Below are 26,172 nucleotides of genomic sequence, written 5' to 3' on the forward strand. Positions count from 1 at the left end.
CTTCAATTTCAACAATATCTCTTATTATTGAAATTATTTTTATTGAGCCATCAACTTTTTTAACTGTAAGTCTAACCTCTGATCCTTTTGGTCCTTTTATTTTTTTTACCACATCATCAAGGCGCATTCCAACAACATCTAACGCTTCTGCATTACCTTGCGCAACTTTCATTATAATATCTCCTGGCTCAAGTTCTTTACCTCTCCAAGCTGGTCCGCCTGAAATTAATTCAGAAATCTCTGTGAAATCGTTATTTTTTTGAAGTCGAGCGCCTATACCTTCTAATTTACCACTCATACTCATGTCAAATTTTTCTTTTTCATCTGGCGCAAAATAAAAAGTGTGTGGGTCAAATTGAGTTACAATTGCATTTACAAAAACCTCGAACCAGTCATCTCTATCTAAATCCTCAACAAAATCAAAATAATCATTAAGAGATTTCTGGGTAGATTCTCTGGCTTCTTTTTCTAATTGAGAAAGGTTTTTAGAAATATATTTTGGGTCTTTTTCTTTTTTTGCCTCTTCTAGTTTTTGCTTATCTACAACTGTAGCTAAGATTGAAAGCTTCATTTGCAAACGCCATCTGCTTTTTAGTTCTGAATAATTTTTTGCAAAAGCAATCTTATCAGAATCAATGTTTATTGTTTCTTCTGAAGAAAAATCATAAGGCTTGTCATTTAGCGCTTTAAAAACAACTTTCGCTTCATTCATACGTTTTTTCAAACGCTCGTATGTAAGGTTAAAGAACGTCAAATCACGATCATTAATCATATCATCTATCTCGGTTTCATATACCTTAAATTCATCAATATCTGACTGCACAAAAAATCTTTTTGAAGGATCTAGTGCATCTAAATAATCTTTGTAGATACTCTTTGAAAAATTATCATCTATTGTTGCAGGATCATAATGACCTATTCGCAAGACATTCGTAATAATATCTAAAAGTCTTTTATCCTTTTCTGGATCGCTACTTGTTTTAGGCATAAAACTCCACAAAGTAGCAGAGATAGCAAGAACAGCTATGATAACTTTATAATTCTTTTTCATATAAATAAAAATTGCATTCATAATATTCAACTAAAGTACATAAAAAACTATGCCAGAATTATTATTAGCCTATAATTTTTTGTTAAAAATATAAAATTAGTTACTTCCAAGTAAAAATGCTTAATTTAGCGTCACATTTTTATGTTAATTTTTCTAAAAAAAAGAAGAACAAGACTACTTCGTACTTATGAAAAAACCTTTAATACTAGTCACGAATGACGACGGCATTTCGGCTCCAGGAATAAGAGCCTTAATACAAGTCATGAAAGAAATTGGCACCGTTGTAGTAGTAGCTCCAGATAGTCCTCAAAGCGCTATGGGGCATGCAATAACTTTAAATAGTACATTACATATTGATAAAATTTCTGTCGAAAATGCATTAGTAACTGAATATAGTTGCTCTGGAACTCCTGTAGATTGTGTGAAATTAGCGGTTAATGAAATTTTAAAACAAAAACCAGATTTATGTGTTTCGGGTGTAAACCACGGATCCAATTCTTCGATAAACGTGATTTATTCAGGAACGATGAGTGCTGCGGTAGAAGCTGGTATTGAGGGAATTCCTGCTATTGGTTTTTCCTTATTAGATTACGATTGGAATGCCGATTTTGAAACTTTTAAACCTTACATAAAAAAAATTGCTCTCGAAGTACTAGAAAAAGGATTACCTGACAGTGTTGTTCTTAATGTGAATTTCCCAAAAAGGAAGCAAGATGAACTAAAAGGAATTAAAATTTGCCGACAAGCGAAAGCTATGTGGGAAGAAAAATTTGACAAAAGAAAAACACCACAAGGCAAGGATTATTATTGGCTTACTGGCGAATTTGTAAATCAAGACAAAGGAGAAGATACAGATGAATGGGCATTGCAAAACGGTTATATTTCGATAGTGCCTGTACAATTTGACATGACAGCTCATCATGCAATTCAGCAATTAAACAATTGGAATTTAAATCAATAATATATGAAAAAAACAGATTTGCTTATAGGTGCAATTATTGGATTTGTTACTACTTTTTTAGGAGTTTATCTCTATCTTAAATTTTATGTCCATTACGATTTCTCAAATGGACTAGACGATATTCGAAATCAAGGAATTTTAGGAAAAGTGATTACCATTGGAGCTATTCTAAATCTTCTTACTTTTTTCATATTACTAAAGTTGAATAAAGAGCTTATGGCTCGCGGTGTTGTTTTGGCAACCATACTTTTAGCTGTAATCACAATGTTTGTATAAAATGAGGTACTATATTATTGCTGGCGAAGCATCCGGAGATTTGCATGGTTCGAACCTCATGAAAGGCATTTATAAAGAAGATTCTCAGGTAGAAATTCGTTTTTGGGGAGGAGATCTCATGCAACAAACTGGTGGAACTTTAGTAAAACATTACCGTGATTTATCTTTTATGGGTTTTCTAGAAGTGGTTTTAAACTTGAAAACTATTTTAAATAATATCAAAATATGCAAAGCTGATATTTTAAGTTTTAAACCTGATGCCATTATTTTTATAGATTATCCCGGATTTAATATGCGAATTGCCAAGTGGTCTAAAAAGCTTGGGATCCGAAATCATTATTATATTTCTCCTCAAATTTGGGCTTGGAAAGAAAACCGAATCAAAGCCATAAAAAGTGATGTTGATAAGATGTATGTCATTCTTCCTTTCGAAAAAGATTTTTATGAAAAGAAACATAATTTTCCAGTTGAATTTGTAGGTCATCCATTAATTGATGCTATTAACAACCGTCAGAAAACCGATGCAAATCAATTTAAAAAGGAAAACAATTTAGACGAAAGACCTATAATCGCACTATTGCCCGGAAGCAGAAAACAGGAAATCGAAAAAATGCTTTCTGAAATGCTTTCGGTAGTCAAAGATTTCCCAGATTATCAGTTTGTTATTGCTGGCGCTCCAAGCCAAGAATATTCTTTTTACGAACAGTTTTTAACAAACGACCAAGTTCATTTTATTTCGAATAAAACCTATGATTTATTAAGTGTTTCTTATGCAGCTTTAGTAACCTCTGGAACTGCAACTTTAGAAACTGCTTTATTTAAAGTTCCTGAAGTTGTTTTGTATAAAGGAAGTTGGGCTTCGTACCAAATTGCGAAACGAATTGTAACACTTAAATACATTTCGTTAGTTAATCTAATCATGGATAAGGAAGTGGTAACAGAACTTATTCAAGACAATTGCAATACAAAAATGATTAAAGCAGAACTTGAAAAAATACTAAATACTTCTTACAGAAAATCTCTTTTAGAAAACTACACTTTGTTAGAACAAAAATTAGGTGGTGCTGGAGCAAGTGACAAAACGGCACGTTTAATAGTTGGTGACACCTTACAAAGAGGTAAGTAATTTATTATATTCTCCTATGAAAATTTTACAATTCCCAATTGTTCGCATAACCATTTGGTTTATTTTAGGCATTCTCGTCGCTTATTATTACAATCCAAATATATTCGTAGGTTTTACATTATTAGGAATTACTTCGTTCATTTTTGCTTTACTTTTTATTATAAATAAAAACAAATTCAACCAAAAAATAAATTTTGGTATTGGACTTTATATTTTAGCATTTTCGATAGGAATTACAACTACTATCATTCATAATGATACTTTTATAGACAATCATTATATTCATAATTTAAAACATTTTGAAGCGAATCATCTGATAAATGTTACGATTATTGAAAAACTTAAAAACACAACATACAACAACCGATATATTGCAGAAATAAATCAAATAGACAATAAAATTGCTTCAGGGAAAGTTTTATTGAATTTAAAAAAAGCTTCCATTTCCAAAGACTTTATAATTGGAACAAAACTTAAAATTGAAGACCAATTAGTTCGAAACTTTAAACCTAATAATCCAAATCAGTTTGATTATGGAAAATATCTCGAGACAAAAGGAATTTATGCGCAAGTTTTTACTGAAATATCTCAAATAAAAATCAGTACTAGTATTGATAAAAACATTTGGTATTACACTTCCAATTTTAGAAATAAAATAATCACTAATTTAACCAAAAGCGGATTCAAAAAAGAAGAATTAGCTGTTGTTTCCGCATTAATTCTTGGTCAACAACAAGATATTTCGCCCGAAGTTTTACGTGATTATCAATATGCTGGAGCCGTTCACATTCTTTCGGTTTCAGGATTGCATGTTGGGTTTATCCTTTTGTTTATTACCTTTTTACTAAAACCATTACCAAAAAACAGATTCGGAAATTTAACACGCTTAATTATAGTCTTGATTTCCTTGTGGTTGTTTGCACTCATTGCAGGATTAGCGCCTTCAGTGGTTCGGTCAGCTGCAATGTTTAGTTTTGTGGCTATAGGAATGTTTCTTAATCGAGAGACGAACATCTTTCACACTATGTTTGTTTCTTTGTTTTTAATATTGCTTGTTGAACCTTTATTTTTATTTGATATCGGTTTTCAATTAAGTTATGTTGCTCTATTTTTTATTCTTTGGCTTCAGCCAATGCTTAAAACACTTTGGCAACCAAAAAATAAAATTGTTACTTATTTTTGGGACATTATTACAGTTTCTTTTGCAGCACAAATTGGAGCGATGCCGCTAAGCATTTATTATTTTCATCAATTTCCAGGATTATTCTTTATTACCAATCTAGTTTTAATTCCTTGTTTATCAATAATAATGGCATTAGGAGTAATACTGATGTTTTTAGCTTATTTTGATTTTGTTCCCGTTTTCCTTTCTAAAATAGTAGAAATAAGTATCACTATTACTAACACCTTTATCAAATGGATTGCTTCCATTGAAACTTTCGTTGTACAAAACATTCCTTTAAGTTTTTCGTTACTTATTGTTTCCTATCTTATAATTTTTAGTTGGATAATTTGGTTTAAAAAACCGAGTTTTACAAAAATTGTTATTGGTTTAAGTAGCGTATTACTTTTTCAAAATTTTATCCTTTACTACAAATTGGCATGAAGGAAACAAAAAAGAATTGATTGTTTTTAATGCGAAAAGAAAAACTATTCTTGGTGAGCGCATTGGCAAAAAAGTGACACTTTATACAAATGACACATTGCGAGAAAATGGTTTCGAAAAGAAAATGATTCAATCATATGTAACAGCAAATTTTTGTGAAATAAACAACTCTAAGTTACTTACAAATACGATTTATTTCGACAACAATAAGATTTTGATTATTGATGAATCTGGTGTTTATAAAAACCCTGTAAATCCAGATATAATTATTTTGAGAAATTCTCCCAAAGCAAACTTAGAGCGATTACTTAGTGAGATTCGACCAAGATTAATTATCGCTGATGCTTCAAATTACAAAAGTTATGTTGCCGCTTGGAAAAAGACATGTAAGAAAGAGAAAATCCCTTTTCATAGTACTTACGAAAAGGGATTTTACAAATTATAATATTACTTTTATGAAGCTATCTTTTTGCTTTTCTTCTTAGTCTTAGCTGGTTTAGGTCCTTTTTTTGAATCAGGAACATATTTTGCAATTATTTGATCGGCTCCAGATAACCAAGTACTTGGTCCGCCAGCAACATATCCTGTACTTCCTAATTGTTCGAAATTAACTTTTCCGTCTTTATTAGCTGCTTTAGCAAACCAAATCGTAGGAAAACCTTGTACTGCAAACACTTGTTGCAATTGATTATTTTGATTTTTTATTTCATCTGTTTGAGCAGATCTTCTAGGAAAATCTAGCTCTACTAAAACCACTTTACCTTTAGCCCAAGCTTCAAATTCTGACGTTTTAAAAACTTCTTTTTGTAAACGAATACACCAACCGCACCAGTCGCTTCCTGTAAAGAATAAAAACAACGGCTTGTCTTCTTTTTTGGCAACTTCCATTGCTTTTTTAATGTCTGTATGCCAAACTAAGTTCTCAGTATTCGTTTTAGTTTTTTCGTCTGAACTAAAACTAGAAAACACTAATACTGCTACAACTGGAACTAAAAAAAATAAATATTTAAGCTTATTCATTGGGTAAAATTTTAAATTATTATAAGTAAATGTAAAAAATAAATCTAGAAAAAATTAATTATCTTAATATTTTCAATAACTCATCATGGGTTTTATAACCTACTATTTGTTGTTGGGTATCTCCTCCTTTATCTATAATGTATATAGCTGGATAGCCTTGTACTTTTAGAAATGTAGTTAGCTCGTGAGCACTATTCCTCCCTTTTCGACTAGGATCATATCCTGGATTATCGAATTTATTTCCTTTAAAAAATACAGTTGAATTTCCTTCGGCATTAAACTTTACGGCATAATAGTTTTTGTTAATATAATCTATCACTTCTGCATCTTGAAAAGTTTCATTATCGAGCATTTTACAAGGTGCATACCAATCTGTATACACATTCATAAAAATGGGCTTTGGATTCTTTTTTTGTTTGGCCAATGCCTCATCAAGTGTCATCCATTTAATTTCTTGTGCCTGAATAGAAATTGTTCCAAAAATTAGAAACAAGCCTAAAATTATTTTTTTCATTATTCTTTTTTTGTTTAAGAATCAAAAACAGTGCCGAAGTTATTAAAACTATTTTACTTCTTGCATTAATTTTTTAATTAATGGTGAAATTATGATTAAAACGACACCTGCAATCAAAGAATAAAGCCCTAATTGCTTATACCCTTCAGTGTAAGTTAATAAAATCTCTAATTTACTTGCTCCTTCTTTTGCTTCTGATAATCCCGCTCCGATTATCCCAGCTACATATTGACCATAGGCACTAGCTAAAAACCACATTCCCATCATGACTCCTTGCAAGTTTTTTGTGGCTAATTTCGTCATTATCGATAATCCAATTGGTGACAAACAAAGCTCTCCGACAGTAATAACCAACAAAGCCAATGTAAAAAAGTTTAATGAAGTAATTCCAGCTAAGGTTGCGAATAATTTTGTTGCAAAAAGCACATAGTATCCTAGTCCAAGAAAAACAAATCCTAATCCAAACTTTATAATTGTATTAGGTTCTATTTTCTTTTTACTCATCCAAATCCATAATGTTCCTAAAATTGGAGCTAATAAAATTACAAAAAAAGCACCTCCTGAATTATTTACACCATTTGGGTCTAATGTCATTCCTAATAAATTTTTATCTAGATTCTCAGCTGCAAAAATACTTAATGACCCACCACTTTGCTCATAAATTCCCCAAAAAACAATAGAAAACAGAATAAAAACCAAAGCTGCCCAAAGTTTATTTCTTTCCTGTGGTGTTACTTTTGTCATTTCATAAAACAAGTATAACAAAGTTAATGGTCCGATAGTGTACATGAAATAATCGGTATACTCGGTTTTTGAAACCATAATTTGAATGACAGGAACAAGCAATAATGTTCCGCCATAAACCGCATATTCCATCCATTTTTGAATAGGTATAGATTGCGCTTCTGCCAGTGGATGTCCAGGTTGTAATCCAATTGTTCCTAGTGATTTTTGTGTAAATACAAAATTCACTAAACTAATAATCATTACAATGGCTGCCAATCCGAAAGCTACATTCCAACGTAAATCTTCAGGAATACTTTTCGATAACATTTCACCTTTTCCAATAGCAATACAAATATACCCACCAAGCAACGCTCCGATGTTTATTCCTGCATAAAAAAGAGAAAAACCAGCATCGGTTCTCGAATCGCCAGACTTGTATAACTTTCCGACCATTGTAGAAATATTAGGCTTAAAAAAACCTGTTCCAATAATAGTGAAAGCTATTCCAAGAAAGAAAAATTGTTTCGGATCTAAAGCTAAAATGGCACTTCCGACTATCATTAACAATCCGCCCCAAAATAAAGATTTTCTGAAACCGAGTATTTTATCAGCAAACAATCCGCCAATAAATGTAAAAGCATATACAAATGCTTGCGTTGCGCCATATTGCAGATTGGCATCCGTTTTATTAAAATCGAGTTGAGAAATCATAAAGAAAACAAGCATTCCCCGCATTCCATAAAAACAAAAACGTTCCCACATTTCTGAAAAGAACAAACTCCAAAGTTGCTTTGGATATTTTCCTTCAAAATTTTGTATTTGTTCTATTGTAATTTGATTTTCCATATTTTTAATTAATTCCGTGATCTTTCATTACTTTATTTAAGTTTTTCACTAAGGCAAACATCAAGACAGTTGCAAACATCAACAATCCGAAGTTTACCCAAAAGAAATTGGCTTTATCATCATAAGCGTCCCACATGCTTGCGAGAACTCCAGATAATTTATTTCCGATGGAGGTTGACAAAAACCATCCGCCCATCATTAAAGCGGTGATGTTTTTGGGAGATAATTTGGAGACAATTGACAATCCCATTGGACTTAAGAATAATTCACCAATGGTTATAATTCCGTAATTGGCAACTAACCACCAAACAGATACTTTTTCTGTTCCGTTGTTTCCTATATGAACTGCTGCGACCATCACTAAAACAGATAAAGCAGAGATCAATAATCCGAAGGCAATTTTGGTTGGAGTTGAAGGTTCTTTTTTTCTACTTCTTAAAAAAGTAAAAAAGGCAACAACAAGTGGTGTAAGAATAATTACCCAACCTGGATTAATCGATTGACTTAAATTGGTTGCCCAAACACTTATTTTACTTCCTTCTTGCGGCAAAGTTTCTTTTGAAGTATTCCTGAAATAAACGGGATAATCAATTACTTTTTTTACTTCACCATTTACTTTTTGAAGTCTAAATTTATCATCATACAATTCAGTTGAAGCTTTTTCGTACGTTATTTCTTTTGATTGTACTAATGTAGAAAATACTTTTTCAGTTGTCCCAGTAACTTGTCTATCAGTATATCTATCTGCCCAAGTTGTAAGTGCCGAACCATTTAATTTGAAAACTGCCCAAAATAAAATCACAACCGCAAAAATGGATAACAAAGCACCAATTGGTCTTTTTTCTTCAGCTTTGGCTTTAAAATATAAACTTCCGTAAAAATAGACAATTGGAAGACAAGCAAATATAAAAGCATCGGTGCTATCTGATCCAAAAATGGCACTATCTAAATTCACATCTGATTGAACGCCTTTTAGCAACCAACCAATAACTCCAAAAACAACTGATGGAACTAAAATGTACAATACAATTTTTGAAAATGGCATATCACCTTCTTGAATTCCTTTTTTATCGGTTTTATCACCATAATGTTTTGTTCCCAAAAGGAAAACGATTACACCAATAAACATTCCTAAACCAGCAGCCATAAAAGCATATTGCCAACCCAATAAAATTTGTAAAGCAGCACCGAAAAAATTACAAATAAATGCACCAACATTTATTCCCATATAGAAAATATTATAGCCTTCGTCTTTCTTTTCTTTGTATTGGTCTTCGTTGTAGAAATTTCCTAGTAAAGTTGAGATATTTGGTTTAAAAAATCCATTTCCTACAATTACTAAAGTCATGGCTACGTATAGCATTGGTAAACTATGAATTCCCATCATAAAATAACCTGCGCCCATCATTAATCCACCAATAACGATTGATTTTTTGTAGCCTAAATACCTATCGGCAACTAAACCACCAATAAATGGCGTTAAAAACACTAAAGCAATGAAAGTTCCATACAAATCGGCAGCTTCTTTCTCTGTCATTGCGAAACCCGCTTCAACATCTTTAAGATATAAGGTAAAAATCCCTATCATTAAATAATAACCGAAGCGTTCCCACATTTCGGATAAAAACAAATAAGGCAATGCTTTAGGGTGACTTTTCCACATAATAATTTAATTAAAAAAAAACAAACCTACAAGGATTTCTTGTAGGTTTGAAAGATATAAAAAATATTTTTATTAATTATCTATCTAATTCAGGTTGTGCTTCAACATGATCATTATGCATTCTTTTTTCTAACCAAGAACTCAAGAAAAACAATATTGCTGCTGCAGAACCAGACATTATTATAAACAATACGAAGAATTCATACAGATTTGTAATTTGAAATCCTAAAAATGAAGTTGCTCCACCTGTTCCGTCTTCACCACCAGGAATTAATGCACTTAAAGTTCCTGCAAATTTATTAGCCGCGGCATTTGCTAAGAACCAAGTTCCCATCATTAATGAAGATAATCTTAACGGCGCTAATTTAGAAACCATTGATAATCCGATTGGTGATAAACATAATTCTCCAATAGTATGAATTACATATAAACCAATCAACCACCACATTGAAACTTTTTCTCCTAATCCTAATCCTTTAACCGCAATTGCAATTACAACATATCCCATTGCAACTAATCCTAGTCCTATTGCCATTTTTTTAGGCGATGATGGTTCTAATTTTCTTGCATATAAAAATCCCCAAACCATAGTCATAATTGGCGCAAGTGAAATAACCGCTAATGGATTTACAGATTGGAAATAAGAAGCTGGCATTTCCCAACCAAATAATGTTCTTTCCGTTTGTCTATCAGCAAATAAGGTTAATGATGCTCCTGCTTGTTCGAAGGCACCCCAAAAGAAAATTACGAAGAAAGCAAGTATAAAAATTACTGTTATTCTTTGGGTTTCAATTTTAGACAAACTTTTATCACTAAAAATTAATATTGGCATGGCAACCATTGCTCCATATATAAAGTAACTGATAATATCTACATCACTTTTAAACATTTGTTTAAAGTTCAACATAAAAAAGATAATTGCAATTGAACCAACAATCATTCCGATACTTTTTGCATCTAATTTTTTAACCGGTAATCCAATTTCTTTTCCTTCTTCAGAAATAAGATATTTTTTTTGACCAAGAATAAAAGCTACAAGACCAATTAACATTCCGATTCCAGCAGCTAAAAATCCCCATTTGAAATCCATCGATCCACAAACTAATGGCGAGAAGAATGCCCCAAGGTTGATACCCATATAGAAAATGGTAAAAGCACTATCAATTCTTCTGTCATTTGCTGGATATAACTGTCCAACCATGGTAGAAATATTTGGTTTGAAGAAACCGTTTCCAATAATAATTGCTGTTAGTCCCATCCACATTAGTGAAACACCGCCATCCGCACCTGCAGAAGCACTAAAAAACATAAAGAATTGCCCAATCGCCATAAGCAATCCACCAATTAGAATACTTCGTCTGTTTCCTAAAAACTTGTCACATAAGTAACCTCCTAAAAGTGGTGTTAGATAAACTAATCCAGTATAACTCCCATAAATTTGTGATGCATCTGCATCTTTCATTAATAATACTTTAGTCATAAATAGAATAAAGATTGCTCTCATTCCGTAATAACTAAATCGTTCCCACATTTCTGTGAAAAATAGGAAGTAAAGTCCTTTTGGATGTCCTGTTTTTACTGTTTCACTCATAATTATTGTTTTTAGTTTTAGTTAGTTATAATTTTTCTTTTATAAAATTGGTCATTTTAGTATATAATTGTAATCTTGTTTTTCCACCATAAATACCGTGATTTTTATCTGGATATATTGCCCAATCAAATTGCTTGTTGGCTTGTACCAAAGCTTCAATCATTTTCATTGAGTTTTGCACATGTACATTATCATCGGCAGTACCATGAATTAAAAGGAAATTACCCTTTAATTTGCCAACATGTGTGATTGGTGAATTATTATCATATCCACTCGCGTTTTCTTGTGGTGTTTGCATGTATCTTTCCGTATAAACGCTGTCATAATATCTCCAAGAAGTTACTGGCGCAACGGCAATAGCGGTTTTGAAAACATCGGCTCCTTGAAAAATACAATTCGAAGACATAAAGCCACCATAAGACCACCCAAATATTCCAATTCTTGCTTTATCTACATAAGTATAAGTTCCAAAAAGTTTAGCAGCATCAATCTGATCTTCCACTTCCAGCTTACCCATTTCTTTTTGAGTACATTTCTTGAAATCAGCGCCTTTAAAACCCGTTCCACGACCGTCTACACAAGCGACAATATAACCTTGTTGCGCCAACATCATAAACCAGTAATCGTCAGAACTGTTCCAATCATTGTTTACTTGTTGTGATCCTGGCCCAGAATATTGATACATAAATACTGGGTATTTTTTATTTGCATCAAAATCTTTTGGTTTAATCATCCAAGCATTTAGTTTGTTACCTTTTGCGGTAGTTAGTTCAAAAAACTCTTTCGATGGCAAATTATAAGAAGCTAATTTGGTTTCTAAAGCTTCGTTAGACACAATAGTTTTAATTGTTTTCCCCGTTTTAGATTCATTCAAAGTATATTTTGGCGCATTTTTTGCACTTGAATACGAATTGATAAAATATTGAAAGTTTGGGCTAAAAGTCGCTCCGTTTGTTCCAATTCCTGCTGTTAATCTTTTTTTATTTTTCCCTGTTAAATGAACAGAATAAACATCACGATTTATAGATCCATTTTCTACCGATTGGTAGTAAATCATTCCCGTTTTTTCGTCGAAACCATAATAATTAGTTACTTCCCAATTGCCTTTTGTAATTTGGTTTTTTAGTTTTCCTGTTTTGTCATATTGATAAATATGATTGAAACCATCTTTTTCGGAAGTCCAAATAAAACTATTGTCTTTTAGGAAAGTCAAATTATCCGTAACATCAACATAAGCTTTGTCTTTTTCGTTCAAAACTGTTTTTTTAGCACCAGTATTTCCGTCGATAAACAACAAATCTAGATTGTCTTGATGACGATTTAAAACCTGTGCAGATAAGGTATTCGCTTCGTTTGTCCACTCAATTCTAGCAATATAGAAATCATTGTAATTTCCTAAATCTATTTTCTTAACGTTTGCCGTTTTTAGATCATATATATGTAACGAAACGTCCGAATTTTTTTCGCCTGCTTTCGGATATTTAAATACATCGGTAACAGGATACAAATCCTTCCCATATACATTCATCGAAAATTCTGGAACTTGACTTTCGTCGAAACGAATAAAAGCGATTTTATCCGACGTTGCATTCCAATCGAAAGCTCGCACAAAAGCAAATTCTTCTTCGTAAACCCAATCCGTTATTCCGTTGATGATGGCATTTTTCTTACCATCGGTAGTGATTTGTGTTGTTTTTTTAGAAGCTAATTCATAAACGTACAAATTATTGTCTTTGGCGAAAGCGATTTTAGAACCATCGGGAGAAAAAGTAGGTTCTTGTATTTTATCATCCGCAATTTTTGTTAATGATTTTGTAGTAATATCATAAATATAAAAATTAGCAACCGAAGAATGTCTGAATATTTGATCCGAGTTATTAGCAATCAAAATTTTCTTTTCGTCTTTGCTAAAAGTATAACCATCTATTCCTTTTAAATCTGAAAAATCTTTGCTGTTTAATAAGGTTGAAACTTTGTTTAAAGTAGCAAAATCATACAAATCGATTGCACTAGAAGTTCTATCAGCATTTAAAACCGTATATTGGTTGGTGTTTTTCAAAGCTGCCAACTCGGTCATTCCTTGTGTTCTGAAGGCTCCGCCCCAAATTTCTTCTAAAGTAATTTTTTGTTGCGCAATTGCTGATAATGAAGTAAATAAGAATAAAACGAATGCTTTTTGTACTATTTTCATGTGAAATTATTATAAACGATGCCAATTTTAGTGAAAAATTTGGACATAATCGCAATTATGAGTGTTAAAAGCATATTTTTAGACCATAAAAAAATATTTTTCGATACAAATCTCATTCAAAAATTAAACTTCAAACCTTATATTTGCATTTCAAACAACAAGAGTCAATATGACAAAATCGATTACTGGATTCTCAAAATTAACCAAAGAAGAAAAAATAAATTGGATAGCTTCTACCCATTTTTCTAATGCGGAAGAAGCTATAAAAACCATCAAAAAATATTGGAATTCAGATTTAGAATTGCAAAAACTACACGATGAATTTATCGAAAACACCATTACTAATTTCTATTTACCACTTGGCGTTGCTCCAAATTTTTTAATTAATGGTAAAAATCATACCATTCCGTTTGCCATAGAAGAAAGCTCGGTGGTTGCAGCCGCTTCTAAATCGGCAAAATATTGGGGAACTCGTGGCGGATTTAAAACCACCGTTTTAAATTCAGAAAAAATAGGACAAGTTCATTTTATTTTTAAAGGGAGCACCGAAAAACTCAAAAATTATTTCAATCAACTAAAACCAAAATTATTTGCTGACACCGAAAGCATTACTAAAAATATGCAAAAACGTGGCGGTGGTATTCTCGATATCGAATTGCGTGATAAAACTTCTGATTTAGAAAATTATTATCAATTACATGCTACTTTCGAAACCAAGGATTCGATGGGCGCTAACTTCATCAATTCTTGTTTAGAGCAATTTGCCAAAACATTAAAAGAAGAAGCTCTACAATTTGAGTTCTTTTCCGAAGACGAAAAAAACATCGAGGTCGTAATGAGTATTCTATCAAATTATGTCCCTAATTGCATTGTTCGAGCAGAAGTTTCTTGCCCAGTTTCAGACTTAGCAGAAAAAAACATAGAAAACCCACAAGAATTTGCAGAAAAATTTATTCGAGCTGTCAAAATTGCAGAAATAGAACCATTCAGAGCTGTGACGCATAACAAAGGCATCATGAACGGAATTGACGCAGTTGTTTTGGCAACTGGAAATGATTTTCGTGCTGTCGAAGCAGGAATTCACGCTTATGCTTCCAGAAACGGACAATATTCTAGCTTGTCACATGCCAAAATAGAAAATGATATATTTACTTTTTGGATAGAAATTCCATTGGCATTAGGAACCGTTGGAGGCTTAACTTCATTACATCCGTTAGTAAAAATGTCTTTAGAAATGCTAGGTAAACCGTCGGCACATGAGCTCATGCGAATTGTTGCTGTCGCTGGATTGGCACAAAATTTTGCTGCTTTAAGAAGTTTGACAACAACAGGAATTCAGCAAGGACACATGAAAATGCACCTGAATAATATCATCAATCAGTTTGAAGCTACTGAAAACGAAAGGGTTTTGATAAAAAATCATTTCAAAGAAAATACAGTTTCGCATTCGGCAGTTGTTGCTTTTATTGAAGATTTAAGAAAATAATTCCTTGAAAAAAACATTTTACAGCAACGGAAAATTACTCATTACGGGCGAATATGTCGTTTTAGATAGCGCAATTGCTTTGGCTTTGCCTACAAAAATGGGTCAGAATCTAATTGTAGAAAATGGTTCTGATAAAAAAATCGTTTGGAAAAGCTATGATTTTGATGGTAGTATTTGGTTTGATGATACTATTTTGTTTTCCGATATTACAACTAAAAAATCTTTTGAAAACAATTCTGTTAAAACAACTTTAGTTGAAATTTTACATGAATCTTACAAATTAAACTCTGATTTTATTACTAAATCTAAAGGTTATATTATTTCTACAAACCTGACTTTTCCTAAATTTTGGGGTTTGGGAACTTCCTCAACTTTAATAAATAACATTGCTAGTTGGTTGCAAATTGATGCTTATACTTTGCTAAAAAATGCTTTTGGCGGAAGTGGTTATGATATTGCTTGTGCGCAAAATGATTCGGCTATTATATATCAATTGGTAAATGAAAAACCAATTATAAAACCCATACATTTTAATCCAACATTCAAAGAAAATATTTACTTTGTTTACCTTAACAAAAAGCAAAATAGCAAAACAGCTATTGCAAATTACCGCAACAAAAAAGGAAATATTGCAAAAGCAATTTTAGCAATAAACGAGATTACAGAAGCCTTAATAAATACAACTGAATTAAACGAATTTGCCAAACAAATAGAAAAACACGAAGTCTTATTAAGCGAAATTCTAGAAATGCAAACTGTAAAAGAAGTTTTATTTCCTGATTTTGATGGTACTATAAAAAGTCTTGGCGCCTGGGGAGGCGATTTTGTTATGGTAGTTTCTAGAAATAATCCTATTGATTATTTTGTAGCTAAAGGTTATGATGTTGTGGTTTCGTATGAGAAAATGATATTGTAATAAAAATATTTGCAGCGAATTCAGAGACGTCTTAACTTTATCATCTCTTTATGGAGCTGGTTGCAAATCCGGTTATCCGCTTCTTTTATTATTCCTCAAGATAAATATTCTCTTTATTAATAGTAATATAATTGTCTTGTGATTCTTGTTTTAAGTACTTTTTTTTAATTAAAATACTATCTATTTTCAATATAGTTTTTGTTGACTTATTTAAGTTTAAAAAATAAAAAATATATTTATTTTTAGCACCATTAATAAACTTTTTTAATTCATAATCATCAAAACCTATGACTTTGGTTTCATTTTTTTTTATCATTCTAAAATTTATAGTTTCCTTCAATAAATTATCTGATTTAAAGTCTATTATTTCATTTTTAGATAATAAAAGTATATTTTTATTTGAGTCATTTTTTATATTAAATATTGTTACATCTGGCGCGCATCTATTACTTAATAATAAGATGGACAATATAGATAAATAAAAATTTGCTTTCATATTGACTATTTTTAAAGAGATTTTAAAAATTTAAAATAATTAACCCCACTATTAGAAGTGTTCCATAAAACCCATTAGCTCTGCGATGATCTCTCGACCTCGCAGAATATAATGTTATACTTTATTTATTGTTGCTAAGTCAGAGGTATTTGCATAGGAGTCTTAACTTTATTGACTCTTTGTAGAGCCTTTAGCTAATATAAACAAAAAAATCCCGATTGCTCGGGATTTTTTTGTTTATAAAAACTTAATTTATTAATTAAACTGAGCTCTGTTATCTTCAATAGTAGCCTCTTTCTTCAAAGCATTGTAAACTCTACCGTAAACAGAACCTTTAGCCTGACCGTTTAATCTTGTAGTAATATCTTTATAATCAGTAGCAGCTGGTGCTTTTGTGCTCGATTTTACTTTAATTTTAAACACTCCTGAAACTCCGTCAATAGTTTGAGAAACAACTCCTGGTTTAAGAGCAAATGCAGTTCCTACTACTTTAGGCTCAGCACCTATTGTTTGTATGTAAGCGTTTGCTGCAACAACATCTAAAGCTTCTTTTACAGGAGAACCTGTAGATTTAGAAACCGCTTCAAGTGTTGCACCTGACATTTTTACTTTGATTAATTCTGCTTTCTTTTGGTTTCTTAATTTAGGTCCAACAGCAATTTTCGCCTCTTCGATAGCTAATAAACCAGCTTCGTTTACTTTTTTCAAACGAGCAATAACATGACCTGTAGGGATATTGAAACGTTTTACTTCTCCATCTTTTGCACCAAAAGCCCAACGAACAATCTCTCTTTGACTTCCAATTCCTTGCACATTTTCGTCCATAGCTAATAATTTAGCAACTGGCGCAACTGTAAGTTTCATTTCTTTTGCAGCAGCAGTAAAATCTTTTTCGTTTGCAGCCATTTCAAATTTAGTAGCTGTTGTAAATACTTTATCGCTTGTAATTTCAGATGGCGCAATTTTTTGTGCCACTGTAGCCAAACGAACTGCATCTTGCTTATCTGTTACATTAATAATGTGAAAACCAAAATCAGTTTCAACTAAACCTATTTTTCCAACTGGATTAGAAAATGCAAAATCATTAAACGGTTTTACCATTTGACCTTGACCAAAGTATCCTAAATCTCCTCCTTGTTGTGCTGATGAATCATCTGAGTTTGCATAAGCCAACATCATAAACGATGATGGATTTGCTAAAGCTTGCGCTAACAATCCTTCTGCTTTCGCTTTTGCTTGCTCTTTTGTTCTTTTTTCTTTCTTGTTTGGAACTTGTGTTCCTTCATAGCTAATTAAGATATGACTAGCTTTTACATTTGCACTAGCTTTTCTTCCTAAAACTCTAGTAATACCATAGTAATCACCAAACATATAAGGTCCGTAAACTTGACCTGGCACTGTATTAAAAATAGCTTCAGCATGTTCTGCAGGCAAATCTTTTTTAGAAACATAAGTAGAATCGTATTTGATATCTGAATTTGCGTTTACAAACTCGATTACATTAGCTGTGTTTCTAAATCCAACTTTTGCTTCGTTTACAGCAGTAGTTACTGGATTATCTTCAACTGAATTTAATAAGCCGTTTACTTTGTCTTTAACAATTTTCTCATCTTCAGGAGAAGCTTTATCTTCGATCATTACAAATTCTAACTCACGAGATTCATCCGCTTTGTATTTCTTTTTGTCTTTTTCCATAAAAGCAATAAGTTCAGCATCTGTTGGCTCTACTTTTTTGTCTTCGATGGTTGAATACGGAACAGAAACTACATCAAAAGTCACTTTGTTATTTTCTAACTCGTAGTTAAATTTAGCTTCTGCTTGTGTTGTGTAAAACCCAGATTGAAGCATCGTGCTATACATTTGCTCATTTGTAGATTGAACTAATTGTTGTTCGTAATCTAACCATTGTTGCCATCTTTCTGGCGAAGATTTTTTTATAGAAGCAATAAATTCATTGAATTTAGCTTTATCAAATTTTCCTGCAGCGTTTAAAAATTGAGGATTTTGAGAAAATTGTGGATCTTCTTTAATTATATTGATAAGTTGATCGTCACCGATTCTCAAACCTAATTTTTCGCATTGTTCTCCAAGTAAAACTCTTCTTACTTCTTGATCCCAAACACCATTTGTAGCTTGCATGACAGACATGTTTTGCCCTTGTTGGTTTTTTTGAGCCATATCTACTTTGCTTCTAAAACCTTCAAAAGGAATATCTACTCCGTTGATGGTTCCCGCATTTCTAGAGGTTTGTCCAAAACCTCCATTTTCGATTAATGCACCAATAATAAATGCAAATAATGCTAATCCTACTATTGCGATAACTAGAAACGATCTTTGTCTAATTTTTGATAAAACTGCCATTTTTTAAAAATATTTTTTATTCAGTGGGCGAAAATACAATTATCTATCAAATAATAAAAGGGTAAAGCTTTTATTTTAATAGAAAGTTTACTTTTTTATTGATTCTTGTTTTGGTCTTCAAATTTTTTAGCGAATTTTCTACGGAAGAAAAACATAAAAACCGCTGTGGCTGCTAGGATAAAACTTAAATACGGCATATCTGTGCCTGAATTTAATTTTGAAAATCCGTCGTAAGCAAAAAATAATCCTGCTACTAAATAAACGTATTGTGTGTATTTTAAATAATTCATTTTTTATTTTATTTTTAAATGCTATAAACTCCTGTTATTCCTTGTGTATCTAAGGTTTTGAAATCTTTACTAAAATCTATTCCTAACCCATCTATAACATTGCCTTTGTCGGTAAATTTATATGTTTTTTGGGTAAAAAACCATTCGTTTTTCTGATCGTAATACAATTGCTCCGTTTCGAGCATTTTTCCATCATGAGTTGTCACTTTTACTTTGCCGCTCAAGTCTATCAAATTAGAGTTTGTATACGAAATAGCGTAATTTGAAGTCACAAAGCTTTTGTTCCCTTGCTCATCGTATATTGTAACATCAATTCCTTTTGGAAATTCGGTAAACGGAAATTCTAAATGAGAATAATCTAACATTTGTGGCGAAATTAAAATCGCTTTAATTTTTCCTGAATCAGTATATTTTAAGTTAAAATCTTTGGCTTCTCCAACAGGATTAAACTCGACCACATTACTTTTTCGAATTTCATTAATATTACTTTCACAAGAAATAAAAAAAAGTGCTGTCACCATAAGCAACATCACTTTTTTTAGTATTTGAAATTCTTTTTTCATTAAATTAATCGAATTTGCGTTTTACAAACCATCTGTCATTAAATGATAATCCAATAGAAATATTCAAGTAGTTTTCTTGAATAAGATTCATTTTTGTAGTTCCTCTTTTACCATATTCTAATCCTATGTTAATATTAGAAAATGTTCCCCCAACTGGCAAACCAAGACCTAATGTAACTGCTGAATCGTTTATAGGTTGTGTATTAATTACTAAACCTGTATTTTCATAACGAAAACCAGCTCTGTACGTAATTTTATTTAAGTAGTTTGAAAAAGAATTATAATTAGGTGTATAATATCCTCCTAATGAGAATTTAGATGCATTTTCAAAAGACACATTTGATTCATATAACTTTGCAAAATTACTAGCTCCATAGAAAGTAGATTCGAAACCTACAAACCATTTTTTAATCTCTCCCAATCCAGCTCCAAAAGCAAATTTTGAAGGTAATTTAACTTTAGATTCATTACTTGGTGAGTCTTGCGAATCCCAAACTCTTTCGGATCCATCATTTGCATAGGTTACTTTTGCTATATTTCTTTCGTTATTAGAAACTAAAGTTGTAGAAGGAGCTATTGTTAGACTTGAAACGAAATCATATTTCTTGAATTTTGTTTTATAAATAGCGCCCGCATTCATACTTATCCCTCCTAACGAAGATGTATTAAGTTCCCTTGATCCAAATTGCAAACTAGGTAAAACTGCTGCATTTGTTTCTATTTTACCAAAATTATAAGCCAAATCTGCACCAACGCTTAATTTAGGTGTAATTTGATAACCTGCTCCAACAAAAACTTTATTTACTCCGCCACTTCCAGAATACTTATAAATATCACCATTTGTTTCGGTTTTTTGAATTCTATATCCCACAGATGACAAAGGCATTAGTCCTAAACTTAATCCTAACTTTCCAACAGGAAAAGCCATAACAAGATAGTCTAAAGTAGTTCTTCTTGCTTTTTCTGTAGCGGTTTCTGTTTTTAAAGACAGTGTATTATATGTTCCTGCAACTCCAAATGTTGTTAGTTTTAATGCAGATAATGAAGCTGGATTTTGCAAATTCATATGAATACTATCTGGCAAAATACCCAAGCCTCCCATAGATTTGTTTTCGACAGTTCCCTGAAATTTCATGTTCCCAATTCCGTAAAACGAATAAGGCGAAGCTGTTCCTTCTTGTGCAAAACTATGTAGCGAAAGCAGAATAAAACTGCCTAATAAAAAATTTTTAATCATTTTTGATATTGATAAAGATTGTTCAAACTCTCTAGCAGAAAATTTGAATTGGCAAATATGGTATTTTTTAATCGTTTAGCCAAAAAATTAGCATCTCCACCAGTTAAAATTATGATAAAGTTTTCATTTTTGCCTTTTAGGGAGTCTATATAGCCATCTATTTCAAATGTTAAACCGTTTATTACTCCTGAATGTAACGATTGATTTGTTGAATTCCCGATTATATTTTCTGGATCTTCAATAGTTAATAACGGTAATTTTGCTGTATAATTATGCATCGCTTCATATCGAAGTCTAATTCCCGGAGAAATTGCTCCACCATGATAAACATCATCAGCATCAATAAAATCATACGTAACACAAGTTCCTGCATCAATTACCAATCTATTTTTTTCTGGAAATTGCAAAACAGATCCAGCTGCTAAAACCATTCTGTCAATCCCTAAGGTATTTGGTGAACTGTAATTATTTTGAAAAGGAAATGTACTATCGCGAGAAATAAAATAAACTTTTACACGATTTAAAAACGAATCAAAAGCGTTTTTATCCAGTTTTCCAACAGAAGCAATAACTAAAATCGCAATTTTAGGATATTCTTTTAAAATATTTTCTATAAAATTTTGAAAGTTTTCATTCGAAAAAACTGAAGCTTCTATAAGTGTATTGTTCTCAAAAACAGCACTTTTAATTCTTGTATTCCCTATATCGATGGTTAGAATCATATTATTTATATTGATTTTACAAAGGTACGAATAGATTTTTTTAAAAATTTGTTTTGGATAAACGAAAAATCATTCTATATTTGCACCCGCATCAAGCGACGGTACCTTAGCTCAGATGGTAGAGCAATGGACTGAAAATCCATGTGTCCCTGGTTCGATCCCTGGAGGTACCACAAAAAAATCCGAATAGAAATATTCGGATTTTTTGTTTTTGTAGACTTACTTCTTTGTACTTTTTATCCAATCCTCAATTTTTTTCTCCAATAAGGCTAGTGGCATTACTCCAGATTCTAGTACTTTTTGATGAAAAACTTTAATATCGAATTTTTCTTTTAATTCAGTTTGTGCTTTTTTACGCAATTCAATTATTTTCAATTGTCCAATTTTGTAAGACAAGGCTTGTCCTGGAATCGCCATATATCTTTCTACTTCCGAAATAATACTTGCTTCGCTCTCGGCTTCATTTTCTAGTGAATACTTTATTGCTTGCTCACGTGTCCATCCTTTTGAATGTATTCCGGTATCTACAACTAACCGAATCGCTCTATGCATTTCGTTTCCTAACATTCCAAAGTACTGATAAGGATCTTTGTACAAGCCTAATTCCTTTCCTAAACTTTCGGTATATAAGGCCCAGCCTTCACCATAAGCACCAAACCAATTAAACCTTCTAAAATCAGGCAATTCTTGATTTTCTTGTTGCAAAGAAATTTGGAAATGATGTCCTGGAATAGCTTCATGCAAAAACAAATCTTCATCTCCATAGTAATTGTATTTTGTGACATCTGGAATAGGCACATAAAAAATTCCTGGTCGAGTTCCATCAGCTGTTCCTTGTACATATTCTGCACTTGCTGTTTGCTCTCTAAAAGCTTCAGTGCGTCGAATTTCGAATTCTGTTTTGGGTTGTAACGCAAATAATTTATCTACATTGGGTTTTATTCTTTGGTAAACTGATTCGAAATTGGCAATTACTTCTTCTGGTTTTTTAAAAGGCATGAGCTCTTTTCTGGTTCGAACATGATCAAAAAAGGCTACAATCGTACCTTTGAAACCTACTTGTGCTTTAACTTTTTCCATTTCAGATTTTAATCTAGCTACTTCTTTTAAGCCTAATTCGTGTATTTCTTCAGGAGTCATAGTAGTTGTTGTCCATTGTTTTACGTAAACAGCATACAAATCGTTTCCGTTAGGCAAACTTCCTATTCCGCTAGTTTTTCTTGAAGCGGGAAGATATTCTGTTTTCAAGAATTCTGCCATTTTCTTATAACGCGGCATTAATTTCTCATTAATTGCAGTTGTATATTCCTTTTTTAATGATGTTTTTACTGAATCTGAAAAGTCTACTGGCATTGTTTTTATTGCTGAATAAAACAAGTTATCTTCTACTTTTGGCGTGATTTGGTCTTGGAATTGTGGTATCACTTTTTCGGTTAATGTTTTTGGTAAAACCATTCCTTTCTGGATTCCTTTTTTCATATAAACCATAGCAGAATCTAGCCAAATACTATAAGCATCTATTCTTTTTAGAAAATTGCGATAATCTTTTTCTGTTTTGAATGGTTGTGCAGCAGTTCCACTAGCAAACTGCGACATAGTGAGATGTGTTCCCCAAAACTGATGAATTGGTATTAGATTAGATTCTTGTTTCAACAAATCTTTTCCTATGGATGTTTCCCATTTTATGATTTCGTAACTGATTTTTTCTTCGGCTGATAAATCATTTGTATCAATATTTGAAAGTTGTTTTTCATATTTATCAAAAAAATCTGCTTGTTTTTTTCGATAACCATCCGTCATTTCAAATTGAAATTTATCATTATACTCATTAAATCCATTTACTGTAGCATCAAGAGGATTTAATTCGTTTTTTTCTTTAAAATAATTCTCTGTTAAAGACTTAAAATCTTGCATTTTTTTATCTGATTTACAATTGGTAAAAAAAATCACCATTATTAGTATCGAAAATAAAAAGAATGTTTTTTTCATAAAAATGAAGTTTAAATTTAATTATAGACTATAAATCTAATGAAATTGATGGAAATGAAAACACATTAAACTTAAAATTTTGTTAGGTTTAATGTGCTTAAAAAAATAATTTAATTTATTCTTAAAATTAGCCGTGATACACTCTTGAAGAAATAATTTTTCCGTTTCTAACCTCAAGAACTTCAGCCACAAGCATATCATCTTCGTTTTCTACTTGACGAATATATTCCATAAAAACTCTGTCAGAGTTTGCTGTTAGAGACTTTACTTTATAATATAAACTTGGCAATCTGTCGAAAGCGTCTTGCCACCAAGTTCGCATGGCTTCTTTACCAATTACTAAACCATTGGTTTCTGGTTGATGTATTTTTAATTTTGGGCTAAAATGTTCTGCTTCATCATCGTAAAGTGATAATAATTTTTCTAATTCTTTATTATTGAAGGTTTCAAACCAACGAAATGCTATAGATTGTAATTGTTCTGGTGTCATATATTTTATTTTAAACACAAAATTCACTAGAACATCGGTCTTAGCGAACTTTGTGATTAACTTATTAAGTAATACAAATGGGATTTAAATAGTGTTTTTTTTTAAGTTGTAAACACTAGAATTTAAACGTAATTAGTAATTGAGTTATGTGTTTTTTAAATTGATAATTTCTTGTTCAGTCAAGAAACGCCAATTTCCTCTTGGTAAATTCTTTTTTGTTAATCCTGCAAATGAAACTCTGTCTATACGAAGTACGTCGTATTTGAAATTTTCAAAAATAGCACGAACCACTTTTACGTTTGAAGTTTTTAGCTTTAAGCCTACTTCGCTTTTAGCTTCTTTTTCGATATAACTTATTTCTTCTACAAAAACACGGTGTCCATCTATAACTAGCCCTTTACTTATTTTTTCTAAGTCTTCAAACTTTAAGTTTTTATCTAAAGAAACTTGATAAATTTTTGATGATTTTTGGCTTGGCAAACTAAATCTACGGATCATATCAGTATCGTTAGTAAACAATAACAAACCAGTTGTGTTTTTGTCCATTCTTCCTACTGCAGCAATTTTTGAATTAGTCGAACCTCTTACTAATTCTAGAACATTACGATTTTCTTGACCTTCGTCGAAAGCAGTGGTAAAATTTTTAGGTTTATTTAGCAAAATGTATTCTTTCTTTTCTGGTGTAAGTACCGATCCGTCGAAGTTTACGACATCACCTGGTTTTACCATATAACCCATTTCGATAACAGGAATTCCGTTTACTTTTACGTTACCTGATTGTATATAAATATCTGCATCACGACGTGAACATGCTCCTGAATTAGAAATATATTTATTGAGACGTATTTCGTCTTTCACCTTTGGCCTTTTAGGTGCTTGATTTGGTTTTTTCTCTATTTTATTTGGGTCGACTACCTCAACTTTAGTTGTAGGTTTTACTTTTTTTGGACCTTGGGCACGCTTTGCCATCGCTGGTTTTGGCTTGTTAGAACTTGGACGAGTACTGTTTGGTCTCGCGCCACTTCCTTTTTTATTGCCTCCTGAATTATTCATAACTTCTGTATTTACTTCTTCTCTTGGGTCTTATGACCACAAGTTTGCAAAGATAGTGTTTCTTTATTTGATAATGAAAAATGGTTCTTGATAGTTTCTAATTAGCCTAGATTACTTTACTTATTTTTTATTTTCATCTGAGTTCAGTAAACTTCGTTTGCAACGAAAATCCTTTTGTTTTTTTTCTTTAAAAAACAAAAGATTAAAGTGGAAAGCTGGTCCCGATAGCTATCGGGATAGCTCCTAAAAGAATTATAATTTCAGCAATGCTTTCCCGTTTATCAAAACTGAAGGATTTATAAGTACAATGCAGAAAACGCCTGCAACGATAAGTGTTTTTAGCACAAAATGAAGTTGTACGTATTCTGGTTGTGTTTCGGATTTCCAGAGTTTGAGTAAGAAAAAAATCAGAATGATTAAACTGATATAAAAATAGATATCCATATAACCTACGTCATATTTTTCGATTAAAATATAAACTGGAATAATCGTCAAAATGGTTAAAATTGTGATGATTTGTTTAGAAATTCGCTCTCCGAAACGCACAGGAATGGTTTGGTAATTGTTTGCAATATCCCCTTTTATGTTTTCTAAATCTTTGATCATTTCACGAATAAATATGAGTAAAAAAAGAAACATGGCGTGTGCAAAAATAACATGATAGAAATTTTTAAAATACAATAAAATACCAAAAAAAGGTAAAACTGCGAGTAATGAAGCCGTTAGATTCCCAATGATTGGATACTTTTTTAGTTTGTGTGAATAGAACCAAATTAGAAAAATATAGGTCGCAAAAAACAAGGCTGCTCGGAACGAAATAATGAGTGCAAGTGCTGTTGCTAGAAAATTTAGCACAAAATAAACTTGCAATTTTGTTTTCTGACTGACCAATCTATCCAACATTGTTTTGTTAGGTCTGTTGATTAAATCTTTTTCGGAATCGTAAAAATTATTAATGATATAACCTGACGCAATAGTTAGTGTTGATGCAAATACGA

The 26,172-nt window shown here is 31.8% G+C and carries 24 protein-coding genes and 1 tRNA gene; 8 read left to right on the forward strand and 17 right to left on the reverse strand.

What is annotated here, in order from left to right; translation table 11 throughout:
* The coding region (locus tag ACHZC3_RS08575) for a PDZ domain-containing protein (protein WP_394759459.1) at positions 1-1,072 on the reverse strand (1,072 nt) is incomplete at its 3' end.
* Positions 1,073-1,238: 166 nt separating this feature from the next.
* On the opposite strand from ACHZC3_RS08575, the gene surE reads away from it, so the two are divergent.
* From surE to ACHZC3_RS08600, 5 genes are read left to right on the forward strand one after another with little or no spacing between them, the layout of a single operon-like run.
* Positions 1,239-2,012: a 5'/3'-nucleotidase SurE gene (gene surE, locus ACHZC3_RS08580; protein WP_394759460.1), complete on the forward strand. Its 774-nt coding sequence runs from the start codon at positions 1,239-1,241 to the stop codon at positions 2,010-2,012.
* 3 nt (positions 2,013-2,015) lie between these two features.
* The gene (locus tag ACHZC3_RS08585; RefSeq protein WP_394759461.1) at positions 2,016-2,288 is read left to right on the forward strand and encodes a hypothetical protein; all 273 of its coding nucleotides are present in this window, start codon (positions 2,016-2,018) and stop codon (positions 2,286-2,288) included.
* A 1-nt stretch (position 2,289) separates the two neighbouring features.
* Positions 2,290-3,414 (forward strand): lipid-A-disaccharide synthase, encoded by a 1,125-nt coding sequence (gene lpxB / locus ACHZC3_RS08590; protein ID WP_394759462.1) that lies wholly within the window; start codon positions 2,290-2,292, stop codon positions 3,412-3,414.
* Between the two features lie 16 nt (positions 3,415-3,430).
* Complete coding sequence (locus ACHZC3_RS08595; protein ID WP_394759463.1) at positions 3,431-5,020, forward strand: ComEC/Rec2 family competence protein; 1,590 nt, start codon at positions 3,431-3,433, stop codon at positions 5,018-5,020.
* Between the two features lie 16 nt (positions 5,021-5,036).
* Positions 5,037-5,465, forward strand: a complete 429-nt coding sequence (locus ACHZC3_RS08600) for a hypothetical protein (RefSeq protein WP_394759464.1) — start codon at positions 5,037-5,039, stop codon at positions 5,463-5,465.
* An 8-nt stretch (positions 5,466-5,473) separates the two neighbouring features.
* Here the strand turns inward: ACHZC3_RS08600 and ACHZC3_RS08605 are convergent, their stop codons facing one another.
* From ACHZC3_RS08605 to ACHZC3_RS08630, 6 genes are all read right to left on the reverse strand, one after another.
* Positions 5,474-6,040, reverse strand: a complete 567-nt coding sequence (locus tag ACHZC3_RS08605; protein WP_394759465.1) for a thioredoxin family protein — start codon at positions 6,038-6,040, stop codon at positions 5,474-5,476.
* Between the two features lie 58 nt (positions 6,041-6,098).
* Positions 6,099-6,554 (reverse strand): thioredoxin family protein, encoded by a 456-nt coding sequence (locus ACHZC3_RS08610; RefSeq protein WP_394759466.1) that lies wholly within the window; start codon positions 6,552-6,554, stop codon positions 6,099-6,101.
* A 48-nt stretch (positions 6,555-6,602) separates the two neighbouring features.
* The gene (locus tag ACHZC3_RS08615) at positions 6,603-8,126 is read right to left on the reverse strand and encodes a peptide MFS transporter (RefSeq protein WP_394759467.1); all 1,524 of its coding nucleotides are present in this window, start codon (positions 8,124-8,126) and stop codon (positions 6,603-6,605) included.
* Between the two features lie 4 nt (positions 8,127-8,130).
* Positions 8,131-9,789, reverse strand: a complete 1,659-nt coding sequence (locus ACHZC3_RS08620; RefSeq protein WP_394759468.1) for a peptide MFS transporter — start codon at positions 9,787-9,789, stop codon at positions 8,131-8,133.
* A 76-nt stretch (positions 9,790-9,865) separates the two neighbouring features.
* Complete coding sequence (locus ACHZC3_RS08625; RefSeq protein WP_394759469.1) at positions 9,866-11,380, reverse strand: peptide MFS transporter; 1,515 nt, start codon at positions 11,378-11,380, stop codon at positions 9,866-9,868.
* A 25-nt stretch (positions 11,381-11,405) separates the two neighbouring features.
* A complete protein-coding gene (locus tag ACHZC3_RS08630) occupies positions 11,406-13,571 on the reverse strand; it encodes a S9 family peptidase (RefSeq protein ID WP_394759470.1) in 2,166 nt (721 codons plus the stop codon).
* A 169-nt stretch (positions 13,572-13,740) separates the two neighbouring features.
* On the opposite strand from ACHZC3_RS08630, the gene ACHZC3_RS08635 reads away from it, so the two are divergent.
* Together ACHZC3_RS08635 and ACHZC3_RS08640 are read left to right on the forward strand one after the other, a co-directional pair.
* Positions 13,741-15,057, forward strand: a complete 1,317-nt coding sequence (locus tag ACHZC3_RS08635) for a hydroxymethylglutaryl-CoA reductase, degradative (RefSeq protein ID WP_394759471.1) — start codon at positions 13,741-13,743, stop codon at positions 15,055-15,057.
* A gap of 4 nt (positions 15,058-15,061) precedes the next feature.
* The gene (locus ACHZC3_RS08640) at positions 15,062-15,973 is read left to right on the forward strand and encodes a GYDIA family GHMP kinase (RefSeq protein ID WP_394759472.1); all 912 of its coding nucleotides are present in this window, start codon (positions 15,062-15,064) and stop codon (positions 15,971-15,973) included.
* Positions 15,974-16,061: 88 nt separating this feature from the next.
* Here the strand turns inward: ACHZC3_RS08640 and ACHZC3_RS08645 are convergent, their stop codons facing one another.
* The 6 genes from ACHZC3_RS08645 to ACHZC3_RS08670 form a co-directional block, all read right to left on the reverse strand.
* Positions 16,062-16,469 (reverse strand): hypothetical protein, encoded by a 408-nt coding sequence (locus tag ACHZC3_RS08645; RefSeq protein WP_394759473.1) that lies wholly within the window; start codon positions 16,467-16,469, stop codon positions 16,062-16,064.
* A gap of 255 nt (positions 16,470-16,724) precedes the next feature.
* The gene (locus tag ACHZC3_RS08650) at positions 16,725-18,830 is read right to left on the reverse strand and encodes a peptidylprolyl isomerase (RefSeq protein ID WP_394759474.1); all 2,106 of its coding nucleotides are present in this window, start codon (positions 18,828-18,830) and stop codon (positions 16,725-16,727) included.
* A gap of 95 nt (positions 18,831-18,925) precedes the next feature.
* Complete coding sequence (locus ACHZC3_RS08655) at positions 18,926-19,120, reverse strand: hypothetical protein (RefSeq protein WP_394759475.1); 195 nt, start codon at positions 19,118-19,120, stop codon at positions 18,926-18,928.
* 14 nt (positions 19,121-19,134) lie between these two features.
* On the reverse strand, positions 19,135-19,683 hold the full coding sequence (gene lptC / locus ACHZC3_RS08660; RefSeq protein WP_394759476.1) for an LPS export ABC transporter periplasmic protein LptC: 549 nt from the start codon (positions 19,681-19,683) through the stop codon (positions 19,135-19,137).
* A 4-nt stretch (positions 19,684-19,687) separates the two neighbouring features.
* Positions 19,688-20,920 (reverse strand): hypothetical protein, encoded by a 1,233-nt coding sequence (locus ACHZC3_RS08665; RefSeq protein WP_394759477.1) that lies wholly within the window; start codon positions 20,918-20,920, stop codon positions 19,688-19,690.
* On the reverse strand, positions 20,917-21,642 hold the full coding sequence (locus tag ACHZC3_RS08670) for a type III pantothenate kinase (protein ID WP_394759478.1): 726 nt from the start codon (positions 21,640-21,642) through the stop codon (positions 20,917-20,919). The genes ACHZC3_RS08665 and ACHZC3_RS08670 overlap by 4 nt, the downstream gene beginning before the upstream one ends.
* Positions 21,643-21,742: 100 nt before the next feature.
* Here ACHZC3_RS08670 and ACHZC3_RS08675 point away from each other — a divergent pair.
* Positions 21,743-21,815, forward strand: a tRNA-Phe gene (locus ACHZC3_RS08675).
* Between the two features lie 46 nt (positions 21,816-21,861).
* Here the strand turns inward: ACHZC3_RS08675 and ACHZC3_RS08680 are convergent.
* From ACHZC3_RS08680 to ACHZC3_RS08695, 4 genes are all read right to left on the reverse strand, one after another.
* A complete protein-coding gene (locus tag ACHZC3_RS08680; protein ID WP_394759479.1) occupies positions 21,862-23,631 on the reverse strand; it encodes a DUF885 domain-containing protein in 1,770 nt (589 codons plus the stop codon).
* 127 nt (positions 23,632-23,758) lie between these two features.
* On the reverse strand, positions 23,759-24,121 hold the full coding sequence (locus ACHZC3_RS08685) for a nuclear transport factor 2 family protein (protein WP_394759480.1): 363 nt from the start codon (positions 24,119-24,121) through the stop codon (positions 23,759-23,761).
* 144 nt (positions 24,122-24,265) lie between these two features.
* Positions 24,266-25,174, reverse strand: a complete 909-nt coding sequence (locus ACHZC3_RS08690; protein WP_394759481.1) for a pseudouridine synthase — start codon at positions 25,172-25,174, stop codon at positions 24,266-24,268.
* A 252-nt stretch (positions 25,175-25,426) separates the two neighbouring features.
* Positions 25,427-26,172: geranylgeranylglycerol-phosphate geranylgeranyltransferase (locus ACHZC3_RS08695; protein ID WP_394759482.1), on the reverse strand; the 746-nt coding region annotated here is incomplete at its 5' end.

This window comes from Flavobacterium sp. (genome assembly GCF_043720215.1).
Classification (GTDB): domain Bacteria; phylum Bacteroidota; class Bacteroidia; order Flavobacteriales; family Flavobacteriaceae; genus Flavobacterium.